At 44.4% G+C, this 23,973-nt stretch carries 23 protein-coding genes and 1 pseudogene; 11 read left to right on the top strand and 13 right to left on the bottom strand.

The annotated features are described in order from the left end of the window. The 4 genes and pseudogenes from AUJ82_00215 (at nt 1) to AUJ82_00230 (ending at nt 6,234) form a co-directional block, all read left to right on the top strand. A pseudogene (locus AUJ82_00215) lies at nt 1-597 on the top strand (hypothetical protein). 153 nt (nt 598-750) lie between these two features. Further along, nucleotides 751-3,273, top strand: a complete 2,523-nt coding sequence (locus tag AUJ82_00220) for a DNA gyrase subunit B (protein ID OIO60830.1) — start codon at nt 751-753, stop codon at nt 3,271-3,273. A 33-nt stretch (nt 3,274-3,306) separates the two neighbouring features. Beyond that, nucleotides 3,307-5,730 carry a DNA gyrase subunit A gene (locus AUJ82_00225; GenBank protein ID OIO60831.1) on the top strand — a complete coding sequence of 808 codons (2,424 nt, stop codon included), beginning with the start codon at nt 3,307-3,309 and terminating at the stop codon, nt 5,728-5,730. A gap of 57 nt (nt 5,731-5,787) precedes the next feature. Next, nucleotides 5,788-6,234 carry a hypothetical protein gene (locus AUJ82_00230; GenBank protein OIO60832.1) on the top strand — a complete coding sequence of 149 codons (447 nt, stop codon included), beginning with the start codon at nt 5,788-5,790 and terminating at the stop codon, nt 6,232-6,234. A gap of 9 nt (nt 6,235-6,243) precedes the next feature. Here AUJ82_00230 and AUJ82_00235 read toward each other — a convergent pair whose 3' ends face one another. From AUJ82_00235 to AUJ82_00250, 4 genes are all read right to left on the bottom strand, one after another. Further along, nucleotides 6,244-6,507, bottom strand: coding sequence for a toxin of toxin-antitoxin system (locus tag AUJ82_00235; GenBank protein OIO60833.1), 264 nt, complete (start codon nt 6,505-6,507; stop codon nt 6,244-6,246). A 68-nt stretch (nt 6,508-6,575) separates the two neighbouring features. Continuing rightward, the gene (locus tag AUJ82_00240) at nt 6,576-6,827 is read right to left on the bottom strand and encodes an antitoxin (protein OIO60834.1); all 252 of its coding nucleotides are present in this window, start codon (nt 6,825-6,827) and stop codon (nt 6,576-6,578) included. Between the two features lie 78 nt (nt 6,828-6,905). Further along, nucleotides 6,906-7,433 carry a carboxymethylenebutenolidase gene (locus AUJ82_00245; protein ID OIO60835.1) on the bottom strand — a complete coding sequence of 176 codons (528 nt, stop codon included), beginning with the start codon at nt 7,431-7,433 and terminating at the stop codon, nt 6,906-6,908. A 742-nt stretch (nt 7,434-8,175) separates the two neighbouring features. Further along, on the bottom strand, nt 8,176-9,072 hold the full coding sequence (locus AUJ82_00250) for a hypothetical protein (GenBank protein OIO60836.1): 897 nt from the start codon (nt 9,070-9,072) through the stop codon (nt 8,176-8,178). Between the two features lie 66 nt (nt 9,073-9,138). Between AUJ82_00250 and AUJ82_00255 the strand changes: the two genes are divergently transcribed. The 3 genes from AUJ82_00255 to AUJ82_00265 all read left to right on the top strand — a co-directional run bounded on the left by AUJ82_00255 (nt 9,139) and on the right by AUJ82_00265 (nt 13,082). Next, nucleotides 9,139-10,083 (top strand): hypothetical protein, encoded by a 945-nt coding sequence (locus AUJ82_00255; protein OIO60837.1) that lies wholly within the window; start codon nt 9,139-9,141, stop codon nt 10,081-10,083. Between the two features lie 73 nt (nt 10,084-10,156). Then, nucleotides 10,157-10,969, top strand: coding sequence for a hypothetical protein (locus AUJ82_00260; protein ID OIO60838.1), 813 nt, complete (start codon nt 10,157-10,159; stop codon nt 10,967-10,969). A 58-nt stretch (nt 10,970-11,027) separates the two neighbouring features. After that, nucleotides 11,028-13,082, top strand: a complete 2,055-nt coding sequence (locus tag AUJ82_00265; GenBank protein ID OIO60924.1) for an RNA degradosome polyphosphate kinase — start codon at nt 11,028-11,030, stop codon at nt 13,080-13,082. 63 nt (nt 13,083-13,145) lie between these two features. On the opposite strand, the gene AUJ82_00270 is transcribed toward AUJ82_00265, so the two are convergent. Continuing rightward, the gene (locus tag AUJ82_00270; GenBank protein OIO60839.1) at nt 13,146-14,039 is read right to left on the bottom strand and encodes a hypothetical protein; all 894 of its coding nucleotides are present in this window, start codon (nt 14,037-14,039) and stop codon (nt 13,146-13,148) included. A 153-nt stretch (nt 14,040-14,192) separates the two neighbouring features. Here AUJ82_00270 and AUJ82_00275 point away from each other — a divergent pair, with 153 nt between their 5' ends. Beyond that, a complete protein-coding gene (locus tag AUJ82_00275) occupies nt 14,193-14,747 on the top strand; it encodes a hypothetical protein (protein ID OIO60840.1) in 555 nt (184 codons plus the stop codon). A gap of 71 nt (nt 14,748-14,818) precedes the next feature. On the opposite strand, the gene AUJ82_00280 is transcribed toward AUJ82_00275, so the two are convergent. The 8 genes from AUJ82_00280 to AUJ82_00315 all read right to left on the bottom strand — a co-directional run bounded on the left by AUJ82_00280 (nt 14,819) and on the right by AUJ82_00315 (nt 21,380). Further along, on the bottom strand, nt 14,819-15,232 hold the full coding sequence (locus AUJ82_00280; GenBank protein OIO60841.1) for an ATP synthase F1 subunit epsilon: 414 nt from the start codon (nt 15,230-15,232) through the stop codon (nt 14,819-14,821). 24 nt (nt 15,233-15,256) lie between these two features. Further along, the gene (locus tag AUJ82_00285) at nt 15,257-16,681 is read right to left on the bottom strand and encodes a F0F1 ATP synthase subunit beta (GenBank protein ID OIO60842.1); all 1,425 of its coding nucleotides are present in this window, start codon (nt 16,679-16,681) and stop codon (nt 15,257-15,259) included. A 40-nt stretch (nt 16,682-16,721) separates the two neighbouring features. Continuing rightward, nucleotides 16,722-17,603 carry an ATP synthase F1 subunit gamma gene (locus AUJ82_00290; protein ID OIO60843.1) on the bottom strand — a complete coding sequence of 294 codons (882 nt, stop codon included), beginning with the start codon at nt 17,601-17,603 and terminating at the stop codon, nt 16,722-16,724. A 15-nt stretch (nt 17,604-17,618) separates the two neighbouring features. Beyond that, nucleotides 17,619-19,154 carry a F0F1 ATP synthase subunit alpha gene (locus AUJ82_00295; protein OIO60844.1) on the bottom strand — a complete coding sequence of 512 codons (1,536 nt, stop codon included), beginning with the start codon at nt 19,152-19,154 and terminating at the stop codon, nt 17,619-17,621. Nucleotides 19,155-19,192: 38 nt separating this feature from the next. Beyond that, the gene (locus AUJ82_00300) at nt 19,193-19,591 is read right to left on the bottom strand and encodes a hypothetical protein (protein OIO60845.1); all 399 of its coding nucleotides are present in this window, start codon (nt 19,589-19,591) and stop codon (nt 19,193-19,195) included. Between the two features lie 14 nt (nt 19,592-19,605). Beyond that, nucleotides 19,606-20,169 carry an ATP synthase F0 subunit B gene (locus tag AUJ82_00305; protein OIO60846.1) on the bottom strand — a complete coding sequence of 188 codons (564 nt, stop codon included), beginning with the start codon at nt 20,167-20,169 and terminating at the stop codon, nt 19,606-19,608. Nucleotides 20,170-20,233: 64 nt separating this feature from the next. Beyond that, a complete protein-coding gene (locus AUJ82_00310) occupies nt 20,234-20,455 on the bottom strand; it encodes an ATPase (GenBank protein ID OIO60847.1) in 222 nt (73 codons plus the stop codon). A 109-nt stretch (nt 20,456-20,564) separates the two neighbouring features. Beyond that, complete coding sequence (locus AUJ82_00315) at nt 20,565-21,380, bottom strand: ATP synthase F0 subunit A (protein OIO60848.1); 816 nt, start codon at nt 21,378-21,380, stop codon at nt 20,565-20,567. Between the two features lie 246 nt (nt 21,381-21,626). Between AUJ82_00315 and AUJ82_00320 the strand changes: the two genes are divergently transcribed. The 3 genes from AUJ82_00320 to AUJ82_00330 are packed head-to-tail and all read left to right on the top strand — an operon-like array spanning nt 21,627 to nt 23,754. Further along, nucleotides 21,627-21,896 (top strand): EscS/YscS/HrcS family type III secretion system export apparatus protein, encoded by a 270-nt coding sequence (locus tag AUJ82_00320; protein ID OIO60849.1) that lies wholly within the window; start codon nt 21,627-21,629, stop codon nt 21,894-21,896. Then, a complete protein-coding gene (locus AUJ82_00325) occupies nt 21,893-22,690 on the top strand; it encodes an EscT/YscT/HrcT family type III secretion system export apparatus protein (protein OIO60850.1) in 798 nt (265 codons plus the stop codon). The genes AUJ82_00320 and AUJ82_00325 overlap by 4 nt, the downstream gene beginning before the upstream one ends. Then, nucleotides 22,687-23,754, top strand: coding sequence for a hypothetical protein (locus tag AUJ82_00330; protein OIO60851.1), 1,068 nt, complete (start codon nt 22,687-22,689; stop codon nt 23,752-23,754). Before AUJ82_00325 ends, AUJ82_00330 begins: the two co-directional genes overlap by 4 nt. Nucleotides 23,755-23,973 lie beyond the last annotated feature (219 nt).

Below are 23,973 nucleotides of genomic sequence, written 5' to 3' on the forward strand. Positions count from 1 at the left end.
CCTCACCTTATCATCACACCTCAAGACCTCACAAAGGCGCTCAATAATACATTCACAACATACGGCATGGGTTTACTTACAACAGATCTTTCCAAGCTCGCGCAACAGTTCATCGATCTGGTTACAACAATTACAACCGCTCACGAAAAAGATAAGCAATATACGGTTGATGCATATATAAACACAGACTTCTACCAATCAGCTTCCAATAGTCATCTCATCCTCAACCCGGATGTGAACGAGTTTAACTTGGACAACTTGACGAGTGCTCTGGGAGTAACGGTTGCGTTGGCCTCATTATGCTCATCTGTAAAAAATTTAGAAAACGAATCTGCCAATATCAATGAGAATGATGAGGATTACTCGGAAATGGACCATACCCTCTCAACCTATGAAATTGTAACCGAAATTTGCAAGCAGTACTCTAAACTCCTCGATAGTGAAGATAAAATATCATTTAATGCAAAAAAATCCATCAATGAGGTGGTTACTCAAATCATAGAATTAGAAACACAAGCTTCCTCCCAGGATCTTAGTAAACTCTTATTTACCCTCATTGCGTTTATTATATTAGGCATTGGGCTCATGGCTCACTAATCCGCTACTTTAATGTATTTTAACCTCTTTTCGGGCTTGTTTTCCACAAACAAGCCCGTTTCTTTACTTTTATGCCCCTAATCGAGCTTTTCCGCTTTACGCTGCCCATCCCCCCCCTTATCATAAATCCTGTTAACGCTTAAATTTACTTTTATGACTGATTCCAGTACATTAGACGAAAGTCCTACCAATATGAAATCCGACAACTCAACATACGATGCTTCTAAAATCCAAAAGCTGGAAGGCTTAGAGGGTGTACGCAAACGCCCTGATATGTATATCGGAGATACTAATGAACGGGGTCTCCACCACTGCGTATTTGAAATCGTGGACAATTCCATTGACGAAGCGCTCGCAGCTTTCTGTAATGAAATCACCGTCACTATCCACGTAAATGGCTCTTGCTCCGTAGAGGACAATGGCCGTGGTATCCCCGTAGATATCCACCCTAAATACAATATCCCTGCCTTAGAATTGGTGATGACAAACCTCCACGCCGGGGGTAAATTCGGCAAGGGTGCCTATCAAGTATCTGGTGGTCTTCATGGTGTAGGTGCCAAGTGCGTAAATGCTGTTTCTGAAGACTTTAGTGTTGAGGTCGCCCGTGATGGTAATCTCTACCGCATGGAGTTCTCTCAGGGTAAAACGACTAAAAAGATGCACATCATCTGCCAAACAAAAAAAACGGGTACCAAAATCACTTTTTTACCGGACCCCGAAATCTTCCAAACTACCCGCGAATTTAAATACGATATCCTCGCCAAGCGTCTTCGTGAACTCGCTTTCCTAAACCCAGGCATCACCATTCACCTCTCAGACGAGCGGATCGAAAAGGCCGAGCTCTTCAAGTTCGAAAAGGGTATCGCGGAATATGTAGCTTTCTTAAATCGTAATAAAACGGTATTACACGACACTCCTCTCTATTTCACCGGCGAAGAACTCGCTAATCCCGAAAAAGAGGATAGTAAGATCATTGTCGATGTCGCGTTACAATACAACGATACCTACAACGACCAAATTTACGCCTACGCAAACTCCATTTTCAATATCGAGGGCGGTACCCACCTCTCCGGTTTCCGCACCGCTTTAACGCGTGTTATTAATAACTACGCCAAAGCCAATAATATTGTTAAGGAAAAAGATCCCGCACTCACCGGTGACGATGTTCGCGAGGGTATTACCGCTGTTATTTCCGTAAAAGTACCTGAACCGCGTTTCGAAGGGCAAACCAAAACAAAGCTCTCCAATGGCGAGGTCGATGGTATTGTGCAGCGCATTGTAGGCGATCACTTAAAGTATGTTTTTGAAACACAGCCTGCGATCGCAAAACGCATTATTGAAAAGAGTTTAAACGCGGCTCGTGCCAGAGAAGCAGCTCGTAAGGCTCGCGAAACAGTTCGTAAGGGCGCTTTGTACGGTGGTGGCCTCCCGGGTAAACTGGCAGACTGTTCTGAAAAAGCTCCCGAGTTGTGCGAAGTTTATATCGTTGAGGGTGATTCCGCAGGCGGTTCCGCAAAACAGGGTCGTGACCGTCGTTACCAAGCCATTCTCCCCATTAGAGGTAAATTGCTAAACGTTGAAAAAGCTCGTCTCGACAAAGTTTTAAACAGCCAAGAAATTCGTAACATTATTACCGCAGTCGGTACCGGTATCGGCGAAACCGGCGATGGCGCTTTCGATGTCACCAAAAGTCGTTATCATAAAATCATTATTATGACAGATGCCGATGTCGACGGTTCCCACATCCGTACGCTCTTGTTGACTTTCTTGTTCCGCCAAATGCGTGGTCTCGTTGAAGCCGGTTATGTCTATATCGCACAACCTCCTCTCTATAAGATCAAGCGCAAACGCCGCGAGCAATACGTGGATAACGATCAAGATCTCAACCGTATTCTCCTCGAGCTCGGCACAGAGGATGTCACTTTAATTCGTGAACGCGATAATCGCCAATTCCAGGGCGTCCAGATAGATAAAATCGTAGAGCCACTTGCTCGCCTGGAGAATCTGGGTCGCGGTGTCACTCGCTATGGTTGTTCTCTATTCACTTACCTAGACAAACATCATCCGGACACACATGCCCTCCCTCAATACATCGCGCGTATCCGTACGGGTAATGAGGAGGAATACCGTTTCTTGTTTGATGATGATGAGCGTTCTCGCTTCTATGTCGAATACGGCCTAACAGCAGACATGTACGAAACGTCTTCTACCAGAGAGGTCGATTATAACGGCCAAAAGGTCCAACAGCGCATTTCTGTAAACGAGATCTTCGAGTCTTCGCAGATCAGTAAGATCATCAAAGAACTCAGTACTCTCGGCCTGGATATCAATCAATTTACGCCATCGGAAATGCCTCGCTACAAGCTCATCGAAAACATGGGCCAGAAGAACGAAAATATCATTCCGCTTTTCTCCATCATCGAGGCAATTGAACAAATTCGGGCGCTTGGTCGTAGAGGTCTCACCATCCAGCGTTACAAGGGTCTTGGGGAAATGAACCCCAAACAGCTCTTCGAAACCACGATGGATCCGGAAAAACGTCGCCTCCTCAAGGTGTCTATCGATGATGCCGCAGACGCAGACGCCATGTTCACTATGCTCATGGGGGACGATGTTCCTTCCCGTCGTGCTTTCATCGAGGATAACGCGCTTAATACGTCCTATCTCGATGTCTAATTATATCAATTTAAATATTAAATAACTTTTCCCATGTACACCGAAAACGAAAAACTCATTTCAACAAACATCACGGAAATCATGAAAACCGCGTACATCGATTATTCGATGTCCGTGATCGTCAGTCGCGCGCTTCCTGACGCCAGAGACGGTTTTAAGCCAGTACAGCGTCGTATCCTCTACGCCATGTTCCGTGAAGGCCTCCTCCACAACCGTCCTTTTGATAAATGTGCCGGTGTTGTCGGGGAAGTTCTTAAGAATTACCACCCGCATAGTGACACCGCTGTCTACGACACGCTTGTCCGTATGGCTCAAAACTGGGTCATGCGCTACCCTATCATAGATCCTCAAGGTAACTTCGGTTCTATCGATGGTGACCCACCCGCAGCTTATCGTTATACCGAGTGTCGCCTCAACGCCATTGCCGAAACGCTTCTCAATGATATCGATGAGGGTACGGTTGACTTTGTTCCTAACTACAAGGAAAGCACTGTAGAACCTTCCGTCCTTCCGTCCGCTCTACCAAACCTTCTTCTGAACGGTTCCACAGGTATCGCCGTCGGTATGACGACAAACATTCCTCCGCACAATCTAGGGGAGCTCATCGATGCCACAATCGCGGTTATTAATAACCCAAGCATCGCTGTCAGTGAGCTTATTAAATACATCCCGGGTCCGGACTTTCCTACAGGCGGTACAATTGCCGGCCGTGATGGTATTAAGAAGTATTTAACAACCGGTCGTGGTATCGTTCGCATTAAAGGCACGGTCCATTCCGAAGAGATAAAAAATGGTAAGGAACAACTCGTCATCACAGAGATCCCTTACGCAGTCAATCGTGCCGGTCTCGTCACAAAAATTGCAGAGCTCGTTCAAGCCAAAGTCATCGATGAAATCAGTGACTTGCGTGATGAATCAGATGAAAATACCCGTATCGTCATCGAGCTCAAGCGCGGTGCCGTTCCTCGTGTTCTGATCAACAAGCTTTACAAACACACGCCTCTCGAAAGCTCTTTCGGGGTCATCCTTCTTGCTTTGGATAAACGCATGCCCAAGCAAATGAACATCAAGGAAATGATTCTCTGTTACGTTGAGCACCGCAGAGAAGTCATTTACCGCCGCACGCAATATCGTAAGCAAAAGGCGGAAGCACGTGCCCACTTACTCGAAGGCTACAAAATCGCCTTGGATAACTTGGATGACTTCGTGCGCATCATCAAGGCGGCGCAAAATAGAGAAGAGGCACGCCTCAAGTTGATGGAGAAATATCCTCTCAGCCAAACACAGGCAAATGCCATTCTCGAAATGCGTCTGTACCAATTAACGGGCCTTGAACGTGAAAAAATCGAGAAGGAACACCAAGAGTTGATGAAAATTATCGAGGAATACAATGCTATCCTCGAAAATGAGGCCATCTTGTTGAAGGTTATTTTGGACGAACTTAAGGAACTGCGTGAAAAGTACAATACCCCGCGTCGCACAAAAATCGTGGACGCTGAGGGCGAATTCTGCATCGAAGATGTCATCGCAAACGAGGGTTGTATCATCACTGTCTCCCATAAGGGCTTTATTAAAAGAACTTCCGTCAGCTCTTACCGTTCTCAAAAACGGGGCGGCAAGGGTGTCATCGGCACAGGTCATTATGATGATGACTTTATTATCCACCTCTTCACGGCTAGCACCCACGATTACATCATGTTCTTCATGAGCAATGGTCGCGTCTATGTTGAAAAGGTATACGAGATCCCAGAGGGTTCTCGCACCGCTAAGGGTCGCTCTATTTCAAATGTCCTGGAACTTCAAAAGGATGAAACAGTCGCGGCAATGATCTGTATCAAAGAGTTCACAGAGGACAATCACCTCGTCATGGCAACACGCAAGGGTGTCGTTAAAAAGACAAATCTAAACGACTACGCAAACTTCCGTCGTGGTGGTATCATCGGCATCAACATCGATGAGGATGACGAGCTCGTAAACGTAAAGCTCACTCACGGTCATGATGAACTTGTCATGATCACCCAAAAGGGTATGTCCATCCGTTTCTCCGAAGAACAATTACGCGACCAGGGTCGTGCCACTCGCGGCGTACGTGGTATCTCATTAAAAGAGGGCGATTGCGTTAAAGCAATGGAGGTCGTTGAAGGGGAAACCACGCTTCTCGTCGCCAGCGCAAAGGGTCAGGGTAAACGAACCGACTACGATGCCTATCGCTCGCAAAAGCGTGGCGGTAGCGGTATCATTGCGATCAAAGCAGATGAGGTTGCCGGCGCGTTAAGTGTTCGCGAGGATGATGAGATCATGCTCTTCACCCACTCTGGTCAAGCTATCCGCACTCCGGTCAAGGGTATCCGCTCAATCGGTCGCACCACTCAAGGGGTTCGCCTGGTAAACCTTGCTGAGGATGATTACTTAGTCGGCATCTCCCGCGTCATCGAAACAAAGGAAGATGAGGCTTAATCTTTAAAACACACTATCTCGTTACTTGTTACCCCCCTCTCTCCCCTACCTTATACAATGAAAAGCGCTAACACCCTATTAGTCTTCTTCTTGTATCTGCTATTTCAATACACGTGCAGTGGAGCACTGCCTACCGGCATCAAGCATTACAACTTCGAGTTCACGGTTGCCAACAATACCTCAAAGAAAATCAGCTTCGATCTCAAAGATCTCAACGCCGGAAGGAGTTCCCCGCAGATCATTGATCCTTATAAAACGGTCTCCTATCAATACAAGCGCCCCCTCATTAAGGAAGCTTTTGATTTCAAAATAGCACCCTACGCCCCCAAAAACGCGACATTCAAGACTACGGCCTCCTATACCCTCTCCTGCCAGTGCCTCCAAAAGCGCACCCAATTAAAGCCTTTAACGTTCGCTTCCCCAGCAAACCTCCTCACATTCTTCAATAAAAATCAGGAGAAGGTAAACCCTTTCCGGGTAGGCGTGAATATTGTGGTGAAGTAAATCGCTTTATTATTCGTAGCGCGTCCACATGCGCAGGATCTTTACGGTCTTCTCCTCCTCCAACACTTGATAAACGATTCTGTGTTGAATGTTTATTCGTCTTGAAAAAGCGCCTTTCAAACGCCCTTTAAGGGCTTCATATCCAGGGGGATTAGCCCAAGGATTTATCTCAAGTAATTCCAGAATTTCTTGAGCTTTCTCCTTTAGATTACTAGCCTTAACTTTTTTCGCATCACGCTTAGCCGAAGGCGTAAAAAGCAATTTGTATTTCATGTGTACCGTAATGCAAGCTATTCCTCACTCATTCCCTATAAGACGCATGAAGTGAATCGATATCTATTTTACCAGTCTAACGTTTCAGAGCATTTTTCAGTAGTAGTCTTCATCCCTTCAATAATGGATTTAGCCATCCCAGGTATATTCTCCAAAAATAAAGTTTCTTGTAAACTATCCCAATCTTCTTTGCTCACAAGCACAGCACTCTCGTTTTTCCCTTTTCCCTTGATTATAACAGCTTTGTGGGTTTTATTCACTGATTTAACAAGGTTAAAAATCTGCTTTCTTGCTTCTGTAACATTTACAATGTCTTCCATAACCTAAATGTACGCTAAAACGTACGCTTTGTCAATGCATTCTTTTAGAATGTCCGCACAATCATCCGATTCACGATATCATTTTTGTTGATAGTACCGCTCTCTCAGTGCTTCCATTTTATTTGCGGTTTCTATTCCCGCCACAGGTAAGCCGTCTGGATTAAGTAAGCCGATTTGAACGAGAACACTCGCTTGATCCCAATAAATATGCTCATGCGCCACCTTGCCTTGGTCAAACCCAACGATAACAATCAATGGAATTTCAACGCGCTTACCCGTGGGTGGAATATTCGGAAGCATCCAACCAATTTCAGTGTCGTGCGTGAACTTAAAAATAATTTCATCCACGAGCTGGTGTTCGTCTATGGTACGAGAAATAACGGTCATCTCAGTATCGGATGGAAAAAATTTCCCTTCAGGAATTAAGCTACCATAAAACTGTTTAACGCCTGCTAAACCTTCACCGCAAATTAAGGTCGGAATGTTGTTAATGTGCGGATCAGGCGTCATCGTTGCCAACGTTGTTTCCAAATCTTTATTCAGTTCGGCATTAACGTGCTTGTCAAAAGCATCCACGAGGGCTTGTTTAGCTGGGGTAAGTGTCATAGGTAAGTGTCCTCTTTGTGTTCTATAGAAGTGAAGCGTTACCAAGATGTCAAATAATATATCGGCTAATCATATTTTTGCTTATGCATTTTTTCAACGCGTTCATGCTTACTTGTATCCTATTAATGAATACAACTCTATGTTTATTCAGATTCCTCACAAAACATAAAGCATGAAAATCAAATACAAAATAAAATCTCAAATCAGTTAATTTTTTAGTGAATCTTCACATTCCAAGCTCCAAATTTCTTATTTTACTTGAGTTTCCTGTAGCAATATCAGGGGATCCCCACTAAAGCCATCTATGCGCCCGAATCCACCGCCTGTTTCAGATCGTGATCGCAAAACTTCATCTTGATTGCAAAAAAGTGCTCATTCGTTCACCTATTCCTGTCCTTGTTTGTTTCAGGTGAAACAAACCCCGCATTTTATGCCTAAAAAATGGAGTAAAAATGGATAAAAAATGATCATTTTGTATCGCATTCGATTGCAATTCGTTTGTATAAAATACTAAAAAATAAAGAATAAAATATTACGCATAATCAGTTTTTCCGGCAGGGTGCTCAGAGCCAATTTCATAAAATGTCCCGGAAAAAGGTGCTCTTTTGATCACTTTTTCATTCTCAAGTTTGTTTCAGGTGAAACAAACGCGCCCTCATAATTATAAGAAATGATGACTTTATAGTGAAACCCGCGGCCCAAAATAAAAAAACGGAGATACTAAAAAATAGCGAACTTATAGCTAGCTTTTGCTCGTTGCAAAAACAGGCGTTTTGCGCTCCCTGTAAGTCAACAAAATCAACATGAGTGAACTCGCAAATATAACACTTGCTCCCAAGATCGTGTTCCAGGAAAACGCTTCGCTAAAAATGACCATGCCCGCCACAGAGGCAAAGATAAGGCGGCTAAAGCTAAAGGGCATCAACAGCGTCAAGGGTGCCAAGCGGTAGGCGTTAAACAATGCCATCAGGTTCAGGATAAACAGGACTCCTATCATACCGGCTCCCATCCACTCCTGTAGGGTCGGTGCGCTCCACTCGATCAACGCAAAGGGTGCTGCAAAGATAAAGTGTAATACCAGTACATAAAAGGCCTGCACGGGGGCTTTCTCCCTCACGGTCTGCATCTTGGTCACTAAATCATAGGTTGCCCAAATCAAAGCATTAATCAGCGCTAGCATACTTCCTAACAACAGGGTGCTCATCTCAGGCCGCACGATCATCAAGGCGCCTAAGAACCCCGCAATTAAGGCTACGACATGACGTTTGCGCAATTGTTCCTTAAGGACCATGATCGCCAAAATGGTTGTAAACAAAGGGGTTGTGTAGCTCAATGCGGTCGCGTACGCAATCGGCAAAAGCGTCAAAACATGAAACCATAAGGTCATGCCGGCTACTCCCAGTGCCCCAAGCGCTAAATAATGCGGCCAAACTCGTCTATCCGGCAGCGGGTAGCCTTTATAAAGCATAAAGGGCAACATGATCGCGCAGGAAATTCCTATGCTCATAAAAAAAAGCTGAAATACGCTTGCAGACGACAATACAGAGCGTGCTACAATCGATATCAACGTAAAACAAACGCAATTTAATATTTTAAATCCTATCCCAAAAATGGGCTTCTGTATCTTGCCTTCTATCATATTAAGAACGATCAACAGGTAAATAATATATACAATCCAATTCCTTGTCCATACTTTAATCCCCCCTTGGCGGCTGATGCTGTGCCTCTGCCTGCAATCCACAACACCCGCTCAACCATAGTTTTATCCTTGCTCCTACACAAGTTTGGTTTTAAAACAAAAGAAACAACACCTCTCGTTATGAAAAAAATACGCCCTCTAATTATCCTTATTACCAGTCTGCAGCTCTTTGCTTGCCCCATACTGCTCGCCAATGCCAAAAACGGCAAGAAACCCGACCAGGAAGCTAAATGGGAAACATCGGGCAGAGTAGAAGGTGACACCCATTTCGGACCCACAAAATGCAGTGATGGTTGGTTCCCGGGAATGACTGTCTACGGTTCTCTGGAAATGGAAAATGTCCTTGTACGGGGCGCATTAAACGTAAGCGGCCGGGTGAAATTAAGAAATGTAGAGGTCGAAAAGAGTATTCTCGTATCCGGCTCCCTTAGAGCAAGCGATTTATATGTCCGTGAAGATGTTCAAATCCAGGGCAACACCGAGTTACGCGAGGTCACCATAGATGGCTCCCTGGACGTTAAAGGCAATACGTCCATGAGGGAAATTAATGTGTCAAAAAACCTCAACGCTTTTGGCCCGCTTGATGCCAAGGACTTCGTTATCCAAGGCCCTACTAAACTCAACGGCAACATTGATTGTAAAAACGGCCTCTTTCAAGGAGAATTGGACATCAGTGGCTCATTCCAAGCCAAAGATACCTTTTTCGAGAAACCCATTCAAATCAACAGCATGTTCATCAAGCTGATCGATGTGCAAACAAAAGACATCACCCTCCAAGACACGGGATCCAGCAAACCACAAGTTGTCAAAATTCTCGGTAAAAGCCTTATCGAAGGCAATATTACCTTTAATAACACCGTCCAGGGAAATATGGTAGAAATAGACAAAGACTCCCGCATCACTGGAATAATCGTCAACGGTGACCTCAAATTGAATAAATCTAACCGGTAAACCCAGCGTTTTTCGCCTTCCACTCATATTATCTTACTTTTAAAAAGGAATTAACCCCAACCCCAAACAGATCATGAAAACAAAACCCACAATCATTACCATTCTTGCCGCATTAATGCTCGGCCTCACGCCCACCCTTTTGACAGCAAATGAGAATAATCAAAACCAAGAGGCTAGATGGGAAACCTACGGTCCCATGGAGAACAGCACCCACTTCGGACCCTCAAAATTCAATAATGGCTGGCTACTAGATACGATAGTCTACGGTTCCCTGGAAATGAAAAATGTAGTCGTACAGGGCAATCTGACTGTGACAGGCTTAACCAAAATAAAAGACAGTGAAATCCAAAGAAGTCTCATGGTATACGGAACCCTTATGGCCAGAGATTTATTTGTTAAGGGAACCATTAGCGTCCAAGGCAAAACTAAAATTAGAGAAGCCACAATCAACGGATCATTAGATGCTAAAGGCAAAACATATATTGAGGAAATCAGCATTGGCCAGGACTTAAACGTTTTCGGCCCGCTTGAAGCAGAAAAGATCATTATACAAGGCCATTCCTCACTACAAGGAAACACTGAGTGCAAAGAATCTACATTCCAAGGCCCGGTAACCGTGAATGGCTTATTCCTGGTCAAAGATTCCATCTTTAAACAATCATTAAGCGCTCAAGCAGAATTAGTTGAACTTGATAATTGCCAAACACAAGATATTACGGTGGCAGACAATAATTCCGGCAAACCTCAGATCGTCAAACTCAAAGGCAACAGCCTTATACAAGGCAACATAACCTTCACTAACAAAGTACAAGGTAATGTAGTAGAAATAGGAAAAAATACACAGTTATCCGGAAGGGTGATCAACGGAGAGCTCCAAAAGCACTAGTCTTTATACAGAACTTATAGTGAATTCACCCTCTTCCAGTAACCAACCCCCTAAACCCATCTATTTCAACCGCGAGCTATCCTGGCTAGCCTTCAACCAACGCGTCCTCCAGCAGGCCTACTCCCCGGAATACCCTCTATTAGAGAGGATGCGTTACCTTTCATTCGTGAGCACGAATCTTGATGAGTTCTTCGAGATTCGTGTATCCGGATTAATCCAACAGGTGGACTCTGGAGCATCCTATAAAAGCATAGACGGCTTAGATGCTAAGCAACAACTCCATGCCATAATCGAAACAACCAACAAACTCGTATCCGAGCAGTACGAGTGCTGGGAAAGAGCACTAGCCCCCGCCCTAAAAGAGGAGGGCATTGTCTTTAAGACCAATAAGGATTTCACCCCCAAAGAGCTCAGCTGGCTGGAAACTTACTTTGAAAAACAGATCTACCCTGTCCTAACCCCTTTAGCAATTGATCCCGCGCATCCCTTTCCTCAATTGATCAACAAGGGGCTCAATATTCTGGCTTGGCTCTCTAACCCCGCTACCGAGGAACGGGAGAGGATTATGGCAGTGATCCCAGTCCCTAGGATCCTTCCAAGAGTGATTCATATCGAAGAGACAAGTAGTTATGTTTTTTTAAGTGACATTTTAAGAGCCTTTGCCGATCGCCTTTTCCCGGGATACACAGTGGAGGGGGCTTGGGAATTCAGAATCACTCGCAATAGTGATTTGTACTTTGACGAAGAGGAAGTGGAGAATTTGCTCCAGAAGATTGAAGAAGAGCTTTACAAGATCCGTCGTGGAGCGGCCGTTCGATTAGAGATTCGTAGGGACGTGGATGATGGCTTTCTTGAGCAACTTTTAAGGGCAATTCATTTACAGAAGGAATATGTTTTTCGGATCAATGGACCGCTTAATCTCATGCGGCTTTTTAGCGCATATGATATGATTGATCGGCCGGATCTTAAATTCCCAGCTTTCACTCCCTATCTGCCTGCTGTGCTGGCCAACGCTGAGGTTATATTTTCCGCAATCGCTAAGGAAGATATACTACTACACCATCCCTACGAATCGTTTGCTCCCGTTATAGACTTTGTGCAACAGGCTGCTAGAGACCCTCAGGTGTTTGCAATCAAGCAGACACTGTACCGAACGAGCGGTGGCTCCCCTATTGTTGAGGCACTTAAGGAGGCTTCGCGTAACGGGAAACAGGTTACAGTGCTTGTGGAACTGAAGGCTCGGTTCGATGAGGCAAATAATATTTCCTGGGCGCGACAACTCGAAGAAGTAGGAGTACATGTTGTGTATGGCCTTGTTGGATTGAAAACGCATTGCAAATGCTGTTTAGTGGTGCGTAGAGAGGGCAATGATTTAGTGCGTTACGCGCACTTAGGCACAGGGAATTACAATGTGAAAACGGCTCGTTCCTACACGGATTTGAGCCTTTTGACGGCTCGGCAGGAGATTACTGATGAGGTTGCTGATTTATTTAATACCCTAACTGGGTTCGCATTGGCTCCTTATTTTCAGAAGTTGATTGTTTCGCCCTTTAATTATCACCGTCTGATGCAAGAGTATATTAAGGTGGAGACGGAGAATGCCATAGAGGGCAAGCCTGCCAGAATTGTCATTAAGATCAATAGCTTATCTGATAGGGAAACAATAGACAATCTGTATTTGGCTTCTCAGGCTGGTGTTCAGGTTGAGTTAATTATTCGCGGGATATGTTGTCTTGTCCCGGGAGTAAAGGGATTGAGTGAGAATATTACTGTGCGCAGCATATTGGGCCGATTTCTGGAGCATAGTCGGATATATTATTTCGAGAATGCGGATAGAGACCCGAGGCTATACGTCGGGAGCGGGGATTGGATGCCTCGTAATTTCTTCAGGCGGATTGAAGCAATTTTCCCAATAGATAACCAGAAGTTGAAGCACAGAATTATTGATCACTATCTGTTTCCCGTACTGAAGGACAATGTGAAGGCACAGGTTTTGCAAGGCGATCTTTCTTATGAGGATGTTCAACGGAAGGAAGGCGACCAAGCGTTTTCCATACAGAAGCATTTGTTAGAGCAAGCGCTGCTGGATTCTCAGAAACCTTCAACTGAATAGAGAGCTATTGGCGATTTTTGAAATTTATCCCCTTTTGTGTTATTCCCCAAAGAAAAGCACTTCTTAGAATACTAAAACGATAACGATGGCGATAAATAACAAGGAAGCACCGATGGTCCTGCGGATCATGGTTTTTGCGCCGTGCGCACGCTCGTCATTTGCCCACCAGTGGCCGAGGAACCAGACAAGCAGGATGCTCCAAAAGCCCCGGGAAGCGTAGGCAATGTTTGCCAAAACCGCATTACCAGACTGGCTAATTCCTGTGAAAAGAAGCATGGCTTGAACACCGAGGAGTGCTCCTCCAGTAATAGTGTACTTCCAGGATCCTTTGGGGAGCATGGTGAGTGGTCGTTTAAAAAAAGGGATTAGCAAAAAGGAGAGTGTCGCTTGGATCATAACCATGAAGACAATGAAAGGTGTCTTACCAAAAAGGTGTGCTTCTTTGGCCATGGTAACTTCACTGGACGCAAATAGGAAACTACATAAGAGGGCATAAAAAACTCCTTTTATGGCGAGATGCCCCTTAAATCCGCTTGAAAAGCCAAGAATAAAGACAGCTACCGTTGTAATGGCAGCACCTAGCCACCAGCTAAAGGGAATCGGCATTCCTATAAGAATAACAGATAATATTGCTGCAAAGAGAGCCTTGCTGCCCATTAGAGGCGTCAGGAAAGAAACATGCATGGCTCGTATGGCCATGATGCGAAATATTGAGCCAAGGAAAACAGCTACCCCTGCTTCCAGTAAACCCGGCCAGCGAGACCAGTCTAGCACCTCATGATCAATCAATAAGAGCGGCGAAAAGACGACCACGAACATCAGGTTCGAGATAAAAAGGACACGTGTGAGACCAATCCCAGAAGGCGTAGTTGCTTGTTTTAGCGTAAGCGCTGCCATGGAGTATACTAGGCCGGCTGTTAACGGTAAAAAAAACGCAAAAAACATAATAACGACCATTATCCGCTATGATGGGAGTTTTTGACAGGAAAAAATTCGGCAGGGATACTTCGAAGTGAATATTAGCCCATAGATTTTGGGATTGTATGATGGGGTTTTGCTTTCTATTGTATTGGGGAATAATATTCAACTTTTAGGAGGGTTGTATCTTTTATGGAACTTAAAAATATAGAAAAGAAAACGTGCTGTAAAAAGCAGCAGAATGAAGAGGTCAAAACTAACAACGTGGGTACCTTCAATGAAAGGGCTATTCGATGGGTTAAGGATTTATCCAGAACAACTTTTCGGGTGGCGTGCGCTACGGTTATTGGCATTAATACTACAGCTGCTTTCCAGCCAGGGAATGAGTCAACTGAAAGAGCGTTGAATTTATTTTTCACAACTGCGTTCTATTCTGGAGCCTATTTACTAGAGAAGTATGTTGGAGATCGAAAGATCGCAAATGTAACTGATAATCACGACGGGAAAGAAAGCGCACAAAGTTGGTATAATCGCGTGAAATTTCCTGCGTTTGTGCTTAACTTTTTCACAACCAATGCGGCTAACAAGTTGCTTGGTGTTGTCGCAGGAATTTTGCTTTTGAAGGATTTTTATCTTCTTTTTGGCAGTATGCTAATTTCAGTATTTAGTTTTGCTTTTTGGACTTCAAGAGGGGTAACTCCTTGCGTAAACACTGGCTTTACAACACCTTGTAAGTGCTCCCACTAATAGCTATTGTAGTTTCAATTAAAAAAAACTCCAGCCGATTGAGCTGGAGTTTTTTGCATCTTAAATAAAGATTAATGCCGTTTTTTGACGAGTTGCTGAGCCACAGCGAAACGTGTAATCGATTCAAAGCGCTCGATTTCGGCAGCATCTGTTGATGGCTTTTTGCGGGCTTCGGCAAGGGCTTTTTCGGCTCTTGCTTGAGCTTCAACAGCGAGGGAAATATCTATCTCATGGACATCGATCGCAGCTTCTGTGAGTACAGATACCGTATTCCCCAGAACGCGTGCGAAACCTTTATCGACAGCCAAATACTGTTTACTGGCGTTATGATGGACAACGAGTTCGCCGGGTACAAGGTTACAGAGGAGCGGAACGTGCCCTTCGAGAATACCGATATCTCCCATTTCTGTGGGTAAAATAACGGTCTCTGCATCTCCAGAGTAGATTTTTCCAGCGGGTGTTACAATTTCCAGTATGATTGGCATTTTGAGAGCTCTCTCGTAATGTGTTTAAGCTACGGCTTCTTTTGTAGCGAGGACTTCGTCTATTGAGCCTTTCATGTAGAAGTCGTTTTCCGCGACGTCATCTAACTCACCATCGAGGATCATTTTGAAGCCACGAATGGTATCTGCTACAGGAACATATTTGCCAGGGAAACCGGTAAAAACTTCGGCTACGTGGAAGGGTTGAGAGAGGTACTTCTGGATACGACGCGCACGGAAGACCGTTTGCCTATCCTCTTCAGACAATTCATCGATACCCAAGATGGCAATAATGTCTTGGAGATCCTTATAGCGCTGGAGAACTTGCTGAACGCCACGCGCGACATTGAAGTGCTCTTCACCAACGATGTTTGGATCGAGGGCGTTTGAAGTAGACGATAGAGGATCCACAGCCGGGTAGATACCAAGCTCGGCGATACGACGTTCAAGAACGATAGTAGAGTCCAAGTGAGCAAAAGTATTAGCAGGAGCGGGATCTGTCAAATCGTCCGCTGGCACATAAACCGCCTGGAAGGAAGTGATAGAACCTTTCTTAGTAGATGTAATTCGTTCCTGCAGATCGCCCATTTCCTGGCTGAGAGTAGGTTGATAACCCACTGCGGAAGGGGAACGACCAAGAAGCGCGGACACTTCTGAACCAGCTTGAGAGAAACGGAAAATGTTGTCGATAAAGAGCAACACGTCCTGATTTTTCTCGTCGCGAAAATATTCAGCCATCGTGAGACCCGAGAGAGCGACACGCATACGAGCGCCAGGAGGCTCGTTCATTTGGCCGTAGACGAGGGCTACTTTTGATTTTGAAATATCATTTTGGTCGATAACGCCTGCATCGCTCATTTCGTGATAGAGGTCATTACCTTCACGAGAACGTTCCCCCACTCCAGCGAAAACGGAATAACCACCGTGCGCTTTAGCAATGTTATTAATAAGCTCCATGATGACCACGGTCTTGCCTACACCGGCTCCTCCGAAGGCACCTACTTTACCCCCTTTAATAAACGGGCAAATGAGGTCAATAACCTTGATCCCTGTTTCGAGGATGTTAGCGGATGTGTCTTGATCCATCAACGTGGGCGCAGGACGGTGAATAGGATAGCGCTCTTTGGTTTTGACCGGACCCTTATTGTCTACCGGATCACCTGTAACGTTAAAAATTCTGCCCAGAACTTCTTCGCCTACGGGAACAGAAATCGGAGCCCCTGTATCCATAACATCGATACCGCGAACTAGACCTTCAGTAGAGGACATCGCAACTGCGCGAACCATGCCGTCTCCGAGGTTTTGCTGGACTTCGAGAACGAGTTTATTTTTCTTGCCCGAAACGGTGAACTCGATCTCCAAGGCGTTATAGATCTCGGGAATCTTGTTTTTATCAAACTGGACATCGATAACGGGACCGATGACTTGAACGATTTTTCCTACATTACTCATAACGAAATTTTTGTGCGTGTTTTATTTTTAAAGTTAACGATTATGCGGCGCTGGCAGCGGCAATTTCTAATATTTCTTGCGTGATGGCAGCTTGCCTTGCTTTGTTGTATTGAAGACTAAGATCGTCTACCAGGTTCTTAGCATTATCGGTGGCGCTCTTCATGGCGACCATACGAGCGCTATGCTCTGAAGCTTTGGCTTCGAGAACCATTTGATAGATTTCTTGCTTCAAAAACATGTCAGGGAGAAGCTGAAGCATTGCATCAGCATTCGGCTCAAAGATCATGGCTCCGGAATCAGGCTGGGTAGGTTTTATGGTTTCTTCTCCAAAACGTTTGCGTAAGGCAGCCACCTCTTCATGTAAATCAGTCAAGGGAACAAGTTTTTCAATTGTTGGTGTCTGGATCAGCGTGTTAATAAATCGAGGAAAAATGACCTCGATGGTATCGATTTTTCCCTCTAAATAGGCTTTTAACATAAACTCAACCGCTGCTCGAATTTCAGCAAACTCAACGTGGTCAGAGACGGGGAAATCGGCTAGCAGATCGCGTTTTGTACGACTAATAAACAATTTTGCTTTTCTGCCAACAGTAACATAGCTCGCAGAATCTTTAACTTGCTCAATGATCATGCGAAATAGGTTAGCATTAAGGGATCCACACAAGCCTTTATCGGTTGAGACCACCAAGATACCTCTATTTTTGACCGTACGCTTATTGAGCAGCGGGTGCTCGATACTATCTGCGTTCGTAATGAGAGATTCCAGAATTTCTGCCAACATAAGAGAGTAAGCTCTCCCCTTTCTGGCCGTATTTTGAGCACGTTGCATCTTGGATGCCGCCACGAGCTGCATGGCTTTGGTGATCTTACCTGTATTTTTGACTGCCTTAATTCGGCGTAATATATCTCTGGTTCCGCTCATGTTATTGTAAAGACTTTAGACAACAAACGTGTTTTTCCAAGACTCGATGTTTGATTTGAGTTTCGTTTCGATTTCTGGAGTAATTTTACCACTAGACTCGATTTCATCTAGAAGATCCTGACTTGTTGTTTCAAAGGTTTCTTGAAGAGACTTAGCAGCAGCAACAATGTGTTTTACCTCAACGCCATCGAAGTAACCGTTCTGAACAGTCCAGAGCAAAACAACCTGAACGGCAGTCTTTTTAGGACTAAAAGCAGGTTGCTTAAAAAGTTCTACGATGCGAGCGCCTCGATCGAGCTGATGTTTAGTGCGGGCATCGAGGTCAGAACCAAATTGAGCAAACGCTGCTAGTTCGCGGTATTGAGCCAGCTCAAGCTTAATTTTACCGGCAACTTGTTTAAAGGCCTTGATTTGCGCAGCAGAACCAACACGGGAAACGGAAAGACCGACTGAAATCGCGGGACGGATACCTTGGTTAAATAAGTCGGTTTCCAAGAAAATTTGACCGTCTGTGATCGAAATCACGTTTGTCGGAATGTAGGCGGAAACGTCGCCCGCTTGTGTTTCAATAACTGGCAAAGCTGTCAAAGAGCCATTTCCATTTTCCTCATTGAGACGAGCAGAACGCTCTAGCAAACGAGAATGGAGATAGAAAACGTCGCCGGGATAAGCTTCACGACCAGAAGGGCGCTTTAGGATGAGGGAAATTTGGCGATAAGCAACAGCGTGTTTAGAAAGATCATCATAGACAATCAAGGCATCCATACCGTTTTCCATAAACCATTCGCCCATAGCAGCACCGCTATAAGGGGCGATGTATTGGTTAGCTGGGTTATCCGCGGCAGAAGCAACTACGATAATCGTATAGTCCATTGCCCCTTTATCTTCTAGCACTTTGATTGTACGCGCGATATTGGCATTCTTTTGGCCGATAGCCACATAAATAGAATAGACGGGGCGAAAATCAGGATCACCACTAGCGAGGCCTTGTTTGTTAATATTAGCCTGATTAATAATCGTATCGATCGCGATAGTTGATTTACCTGTAGAACGGTCGCCAATGATGAGCTCACGCTGGCCACGGCCGATTGGAATCATCGAGTCTATACTAATGATACCGGTTTGGAGCGGCTGGGTAACAGACTTTCTAGGAATGATGCCAGGAGCAGTTTTCTCAACAGGGTATGTCTCCTCTGTGTTAACAGGACCTTTGCCATCAATTGGAGCGCCGAGTGCGTTTACTACACGACCTAAAAGCGCTTTGCCAACAGGAACAGATAAGAGCTTGCCGGTTGTCCTGACCTCGTCCCCCTCTTTTAAATGAGCCGGATCTCCCAAAATAACGCAACCGACTTCATCCTCTTCCAAATTGAGGGCGAGACCGAAAATATTACCCGGAAATTCAATCATTTCGTTATACATAGCCTCGGAAAGGCCATCGAGCTTTGCCACGCCATCGGCGATGGAGACGATTTGGCCAACGTTCTTTTTAGTAGAACGGGTATCGAGTTTATTAATTTCTTCTTTGATTTGCTCAATAATCGCTGTCATTTATTTGGTGTCTTTAAAATTAAAATTGAAAAAAAGGGTTAGCAAGCTTCGGAAAGTTTGTTGAGGCGGCCAAGAGCAGAGATATCCCAGATATCGTCTCCTATTCTTACGCGCATACCGGCCAAGAGGTTTTTATTAACCTTTTGAACGAACTGCAGCTCTCTATTATAGTAGGTGTTCATTTTATCATATACTCGCTTGAGCGTATTTGGATTAACTATACCCGCGTGCTCTACGATCGCAATATTGTTGGCGACCTCGCGCTCAATGTATTTTAAATATTGTTTGAGGATTTTTTTATAATTTCTAGGCGGGCTTTCCTCGGTAACGCGCAAGACCTCCCGAACCCGTTGATCAGAGAGCTTACCATTGGCATCCAGGGAAAGGGCGAAGAGCCTTTTTGCCCATTTTTGTATGGTTTTGTCTTTATTTTTCATTACAAAAAATGCTCTTAATTACGTGCTACCAGTTCCTTAACAGCAGAGTCGCTAAAGAGCGTTTGTTCCGCAGGTGAAAGTTCTTTATCGAGAACCTTTTCTGTGGTCATGATGACGAGTTGAGCGACCTCTTTACGCAAGTCACGTAACATTTGTTGTTTCTCAAGAGCAATCCCCTCTTCTGCTTTCTTCATGATGGCAGCTGCCTTGGCTATGGCCTCTTGGGTTTCCTTCTCGCCAAAGCGCTTTGCTTTTTCGCGAGCATCGTCTATAATCTTCTTACCTTCCATCGCAGCTTCACGCAACGCTTCCGCGTATTCTCTCTCGGCATCCGCAAGTTTATGCTTCATCTCTTCAGCATACTGGAGACCTTCTGTGATTTTCTGCTGCCGAAGCGCGACTGTCTTCATAACCGGCTTGAAAGCAAACTGATACAATAAAAAAGCAACCACACAGAAATTGATCATCTGCGCGATCAGGAGGTGCCATTCGACCCCAAATTGTCCCGCAAGCTTAGAGATTGGGTTTTGAGCAATTTCAGTACCAGTAGCGGCAATAGTGAATAAGCAATCGATCATATTATTTTATTTATGGAAAGATGACCGACGCGGTCTTTGGCGACAGCGCCAGTCATAAATCTTCTTAGCGGCCCAAGAACAACACGTAGAACGCGACAGCTTCTGCCAACGCCATACCGATAATCGCTTGGACGAGAATTTTACCGGAAGCTCCCGGATTACGGCCAACAGCTTCCGCTGCTTTACCTCCTACCATGCCTACGCCGATGGCAGCTGCCATACAACCGAGGCCGGCCTGGAGACCGTAGTGAATATTACCTGTGATTTCTGCTAGTATCTGATACATTTTCTTTTCCTTAGTTTATCAATTAACAACATTGATCTTAATCGCCCACACACGTTGCAGATTGGTTACTGCTGGCATGGTCCCGATCAAGAAATTTTTTAAGCTGGGGTTAGGCATGTTCTTCTTCATCTCCATGGTTACAAATGAGACCTATATAAACCGCTACTAATAGAGTGAAGACAAGCGCCTGGATGAGTGCTATGAGCATTTCCAGGAAGTAAAAAGGAACCGGCAAGATATAGGCAAAGATGCCGTGCATACTGGTAAGTAAATTCTCACCCCCAAAAATGTTACCAAACAAACGAAATGTTAGAGATACCAGGCGGAACAAAATGGAAATTACTTCGATAATACCAACACCGAAAAACACCACAAACAAAGGATAGTAGAGCCAACCCGGAACCTCTTTCCTCTCGGCTTTATTGCCAAAGAGATCGTAAACAACACCTTTAAATCCAACATATCGGAAAATAAAATAAAGCCATGCAATGAAGGAAACAATCGCAAGCGCCAGCGTCATATTCAGATCCGCATTACCGGGCCTGAAATAGTAGAGCAAATGCCCACTTTCATCATAATGGCCGAATGTACCAACTCCTGGGATTAAGCCACTGATGTTTTGTATTAAGATAAAAAAGAAAAAACCGATGAGCAGAGGGAATGCTTTATCTGCTACTTTTTTCCCAACAATCGGATTAATAATATCCTTCACCCCATCCAACATACTTTCGATAACCGCCTGTCCCTTTGAAGGGATAAGCTTGGGGTGCCTGCCTCCGGCCATCCAACGGATTCCAACAATAATAAGCAAAGAAACAACCCAACTCGTCACCATTGAATTAGTAATATGGAGACCTCCAATACTATACAAAATATAGGCTTTCGGGCTTACGGCCTCTGTCGAAGCAAATGCTCCAGAAGCCATGGCAAAAAGGATTATAATTGAGGTTATGGTTGTTTTAAAATGATATCTCATTGATAGATCATATGGGATGCAACAAGGAGATGATGAAAAATTAAAGACCATAGGTCAATGTTCTAATGTCATATTCGTTAGTTTTTTTTAGAGTAAAATTTTTACCCAAAATGGACAGAATGAGTAAAAAAGATTGGCGAAGGCTATCTATCTTGCTTATACTTAACCTAAGTAGGCTCATGCCCTCCAAATTATATGCCTGAATCCATCATAATCGACTTTACGATCAAAGGAATGGTCCTGGTTCTCCTGCTTTCCATGCCCGCTATTGTGATCGCTACGGTTGCCGGCTTAGGCGTGAGTATCGTACAAGCGTTGACGCAGATACAAGAACAGACACTGGGTTTCGCGGTCAAATTGATCGTGGTCATAGCAGTGCTTCTTTTTTCAGCTAGTTGGATGACTGCGGAACTATACAAGTACTCTAACTATTTGTTTACTTCTTTTCATCTATACGCGAAATGAGTGAAATCAATAGCTTGGAGCAGTTTATCATTGTCTTGACGCTTAGCTTGGGGCGGATTACGGGCGTTACCCTTATTGCGCCTTTCTTTAGTCAGCAGTTTTTTCTAGGCATGGCTCGAATAGTGGTCTCGATTAACTTGATCGTCATTGTTATGCCGATGGTGATCTATGGGTATACGCCTGGGGAGCTAACCTATGCGCAGATAGGCCTACTGATGGTAAAGGAAGTTATCTTGGGAGTTATTATGGGTTTTGTGGTATCTCTGGCCTTTTGGGCCGCGGAGGGCGCGGGAAACTTCTTGGATACGCAACGTGGAGCGAGTATTTCACAAATTTTTGACCCCATGGTCGGCGGCACAACAACACCTTTGGGGTCGCTTTTTAATAAGTTTTTTATCTTTTTATTTTTCACACTAGGGGGGTTTGTCCTTTTCCTGACTTTTTTTTACAAATCATTTCAAGTTTGGCCGCTTTTTTCGTTTTACCCCAACATATCTTTAGCGGTAGCCACGGCCTTTCTAAACTCAATGGACTACCTGATGCAGACGCTTGTTTTGATAGCCGCTCCCATTGCCATAGTGCTCTTTTTAGTAGAGTTTGGGCTGGGTTTGATGAACCGTTTCGCGCAGCAATTAAATGTATTTTCCCTTTCCATGCCGATAAAGAGTGGCATTGCGGCCTTTTTATTGATTCTCTACCTGTCTTTTATGGCGGAACTTTTCCAAATAGAAATCATTAAGACGCACAAAATTTTTGAATATTTTGAAAAACTAATTATTTCGACCGCGGCATGAGTGACGACAAGCAGTCCGGGGAAAAGACAGAGGATCCAACAGATAAACGGCTCCGCGATGCCAGGAAAAAGGGGCAAGTGGCCAAAAGCGCGGATGTCAGCTCAACTTGGCTACTAATCGTGATGTTCGTTTACTTCGCGATGTTTAAATATATCTTGTTGGAAAAATTTAAAGAACTAGTTCTTTTGCCCACTGTATTTATGTCCCAGCCTTTTGAGGAAGCGTTACCGCAAGTGGTGGCGGGTATGATAAGTTTATTTTTATTACTTACAGTTCCTATGCTGCTGCTAGTGGCGATTATGGGTATTTTTATTAATTTCTTGCAAACAGGACCTGTATTCAGCGTAGACCCAATGAAGCCAGACATGAAAAAGCTGAATCCGGCAGCCGGATTAAAGCGTATTTTCTCAAAAAAGGGGTTGGTTGAAGTCCTCAAAAACACGCTAAAGACGATTTTTTTGGGCATAGTGCTCTATTATGTTATCAAAAATACGATCCAGCCATTGATGCTTATCCCATTCTCAGGGCTGAATGCGATCTTTGCCGTCATGATCCCTGTCTTCAAGAATTTTGCAATTAGTGTAAGTATGGTGTATATTGTAGTAGCTGTTGCGGATTTACTGTTCCAACGCTGGCAATACAAAAAGGATCTTATGATGACGAAAGACGAAGTAAAGCGGGAGTATAAGGAAATGGAAGGGGATCCCCTCATCAAGGGAGAACGCAGGCAACTCCATGAAGAACTTGCCATGAGCGATAATGTGGAGGCTGTTAAAAAATCTTCCGCGCTAATTACCAATCCAACAGAGTACGCGATTGCGATTTATTACGAAGAAGGCAAGGTACTGCTCCCCATGGTCATGGCCAAAGGGAAAGGCCATATGGCAAAGAAAATGATCGAAACCGCTCTGGAAAACGATATACCTATCATGCGCGATGTGCCACTAGCCCACTCTCTTTACCAGCAGACACCCGAATTCCACTACATACCGGAAGAGCTTATAGAGCCAGTTGCAGCTGTTCTTGTCTGGGCCAAAAGCCAGCAAAGCGCCAGCGACATGTAGTTCTTTTGTTTACGAATAGGAAAATGGAAATAAGGAATGATTCTTTTTTTCATCACAATTCTTTTATTAAAAAAGGGTTACAGTTTTTAAAAAAATATTTTAAAAAAAAACTTGCGTCTCCTTCTTCTCGATGCAGAATCAACAATCTATTCACGATTCATTTCGTGAATATCTCCCGCGGGAGTTGGGGTAACAAGTAACGAGATCAAGTAGAAAAAA

The organism is Verrucomicrobia bacterium CG1_02_43_26 (assembly GCA_001872735.1).
Lineage (GTDB): Bacteria > Verrucomicrobiota > Verrucomicrobiia > Opitutales > CG1-02-43-26 > CG1-02-43-26.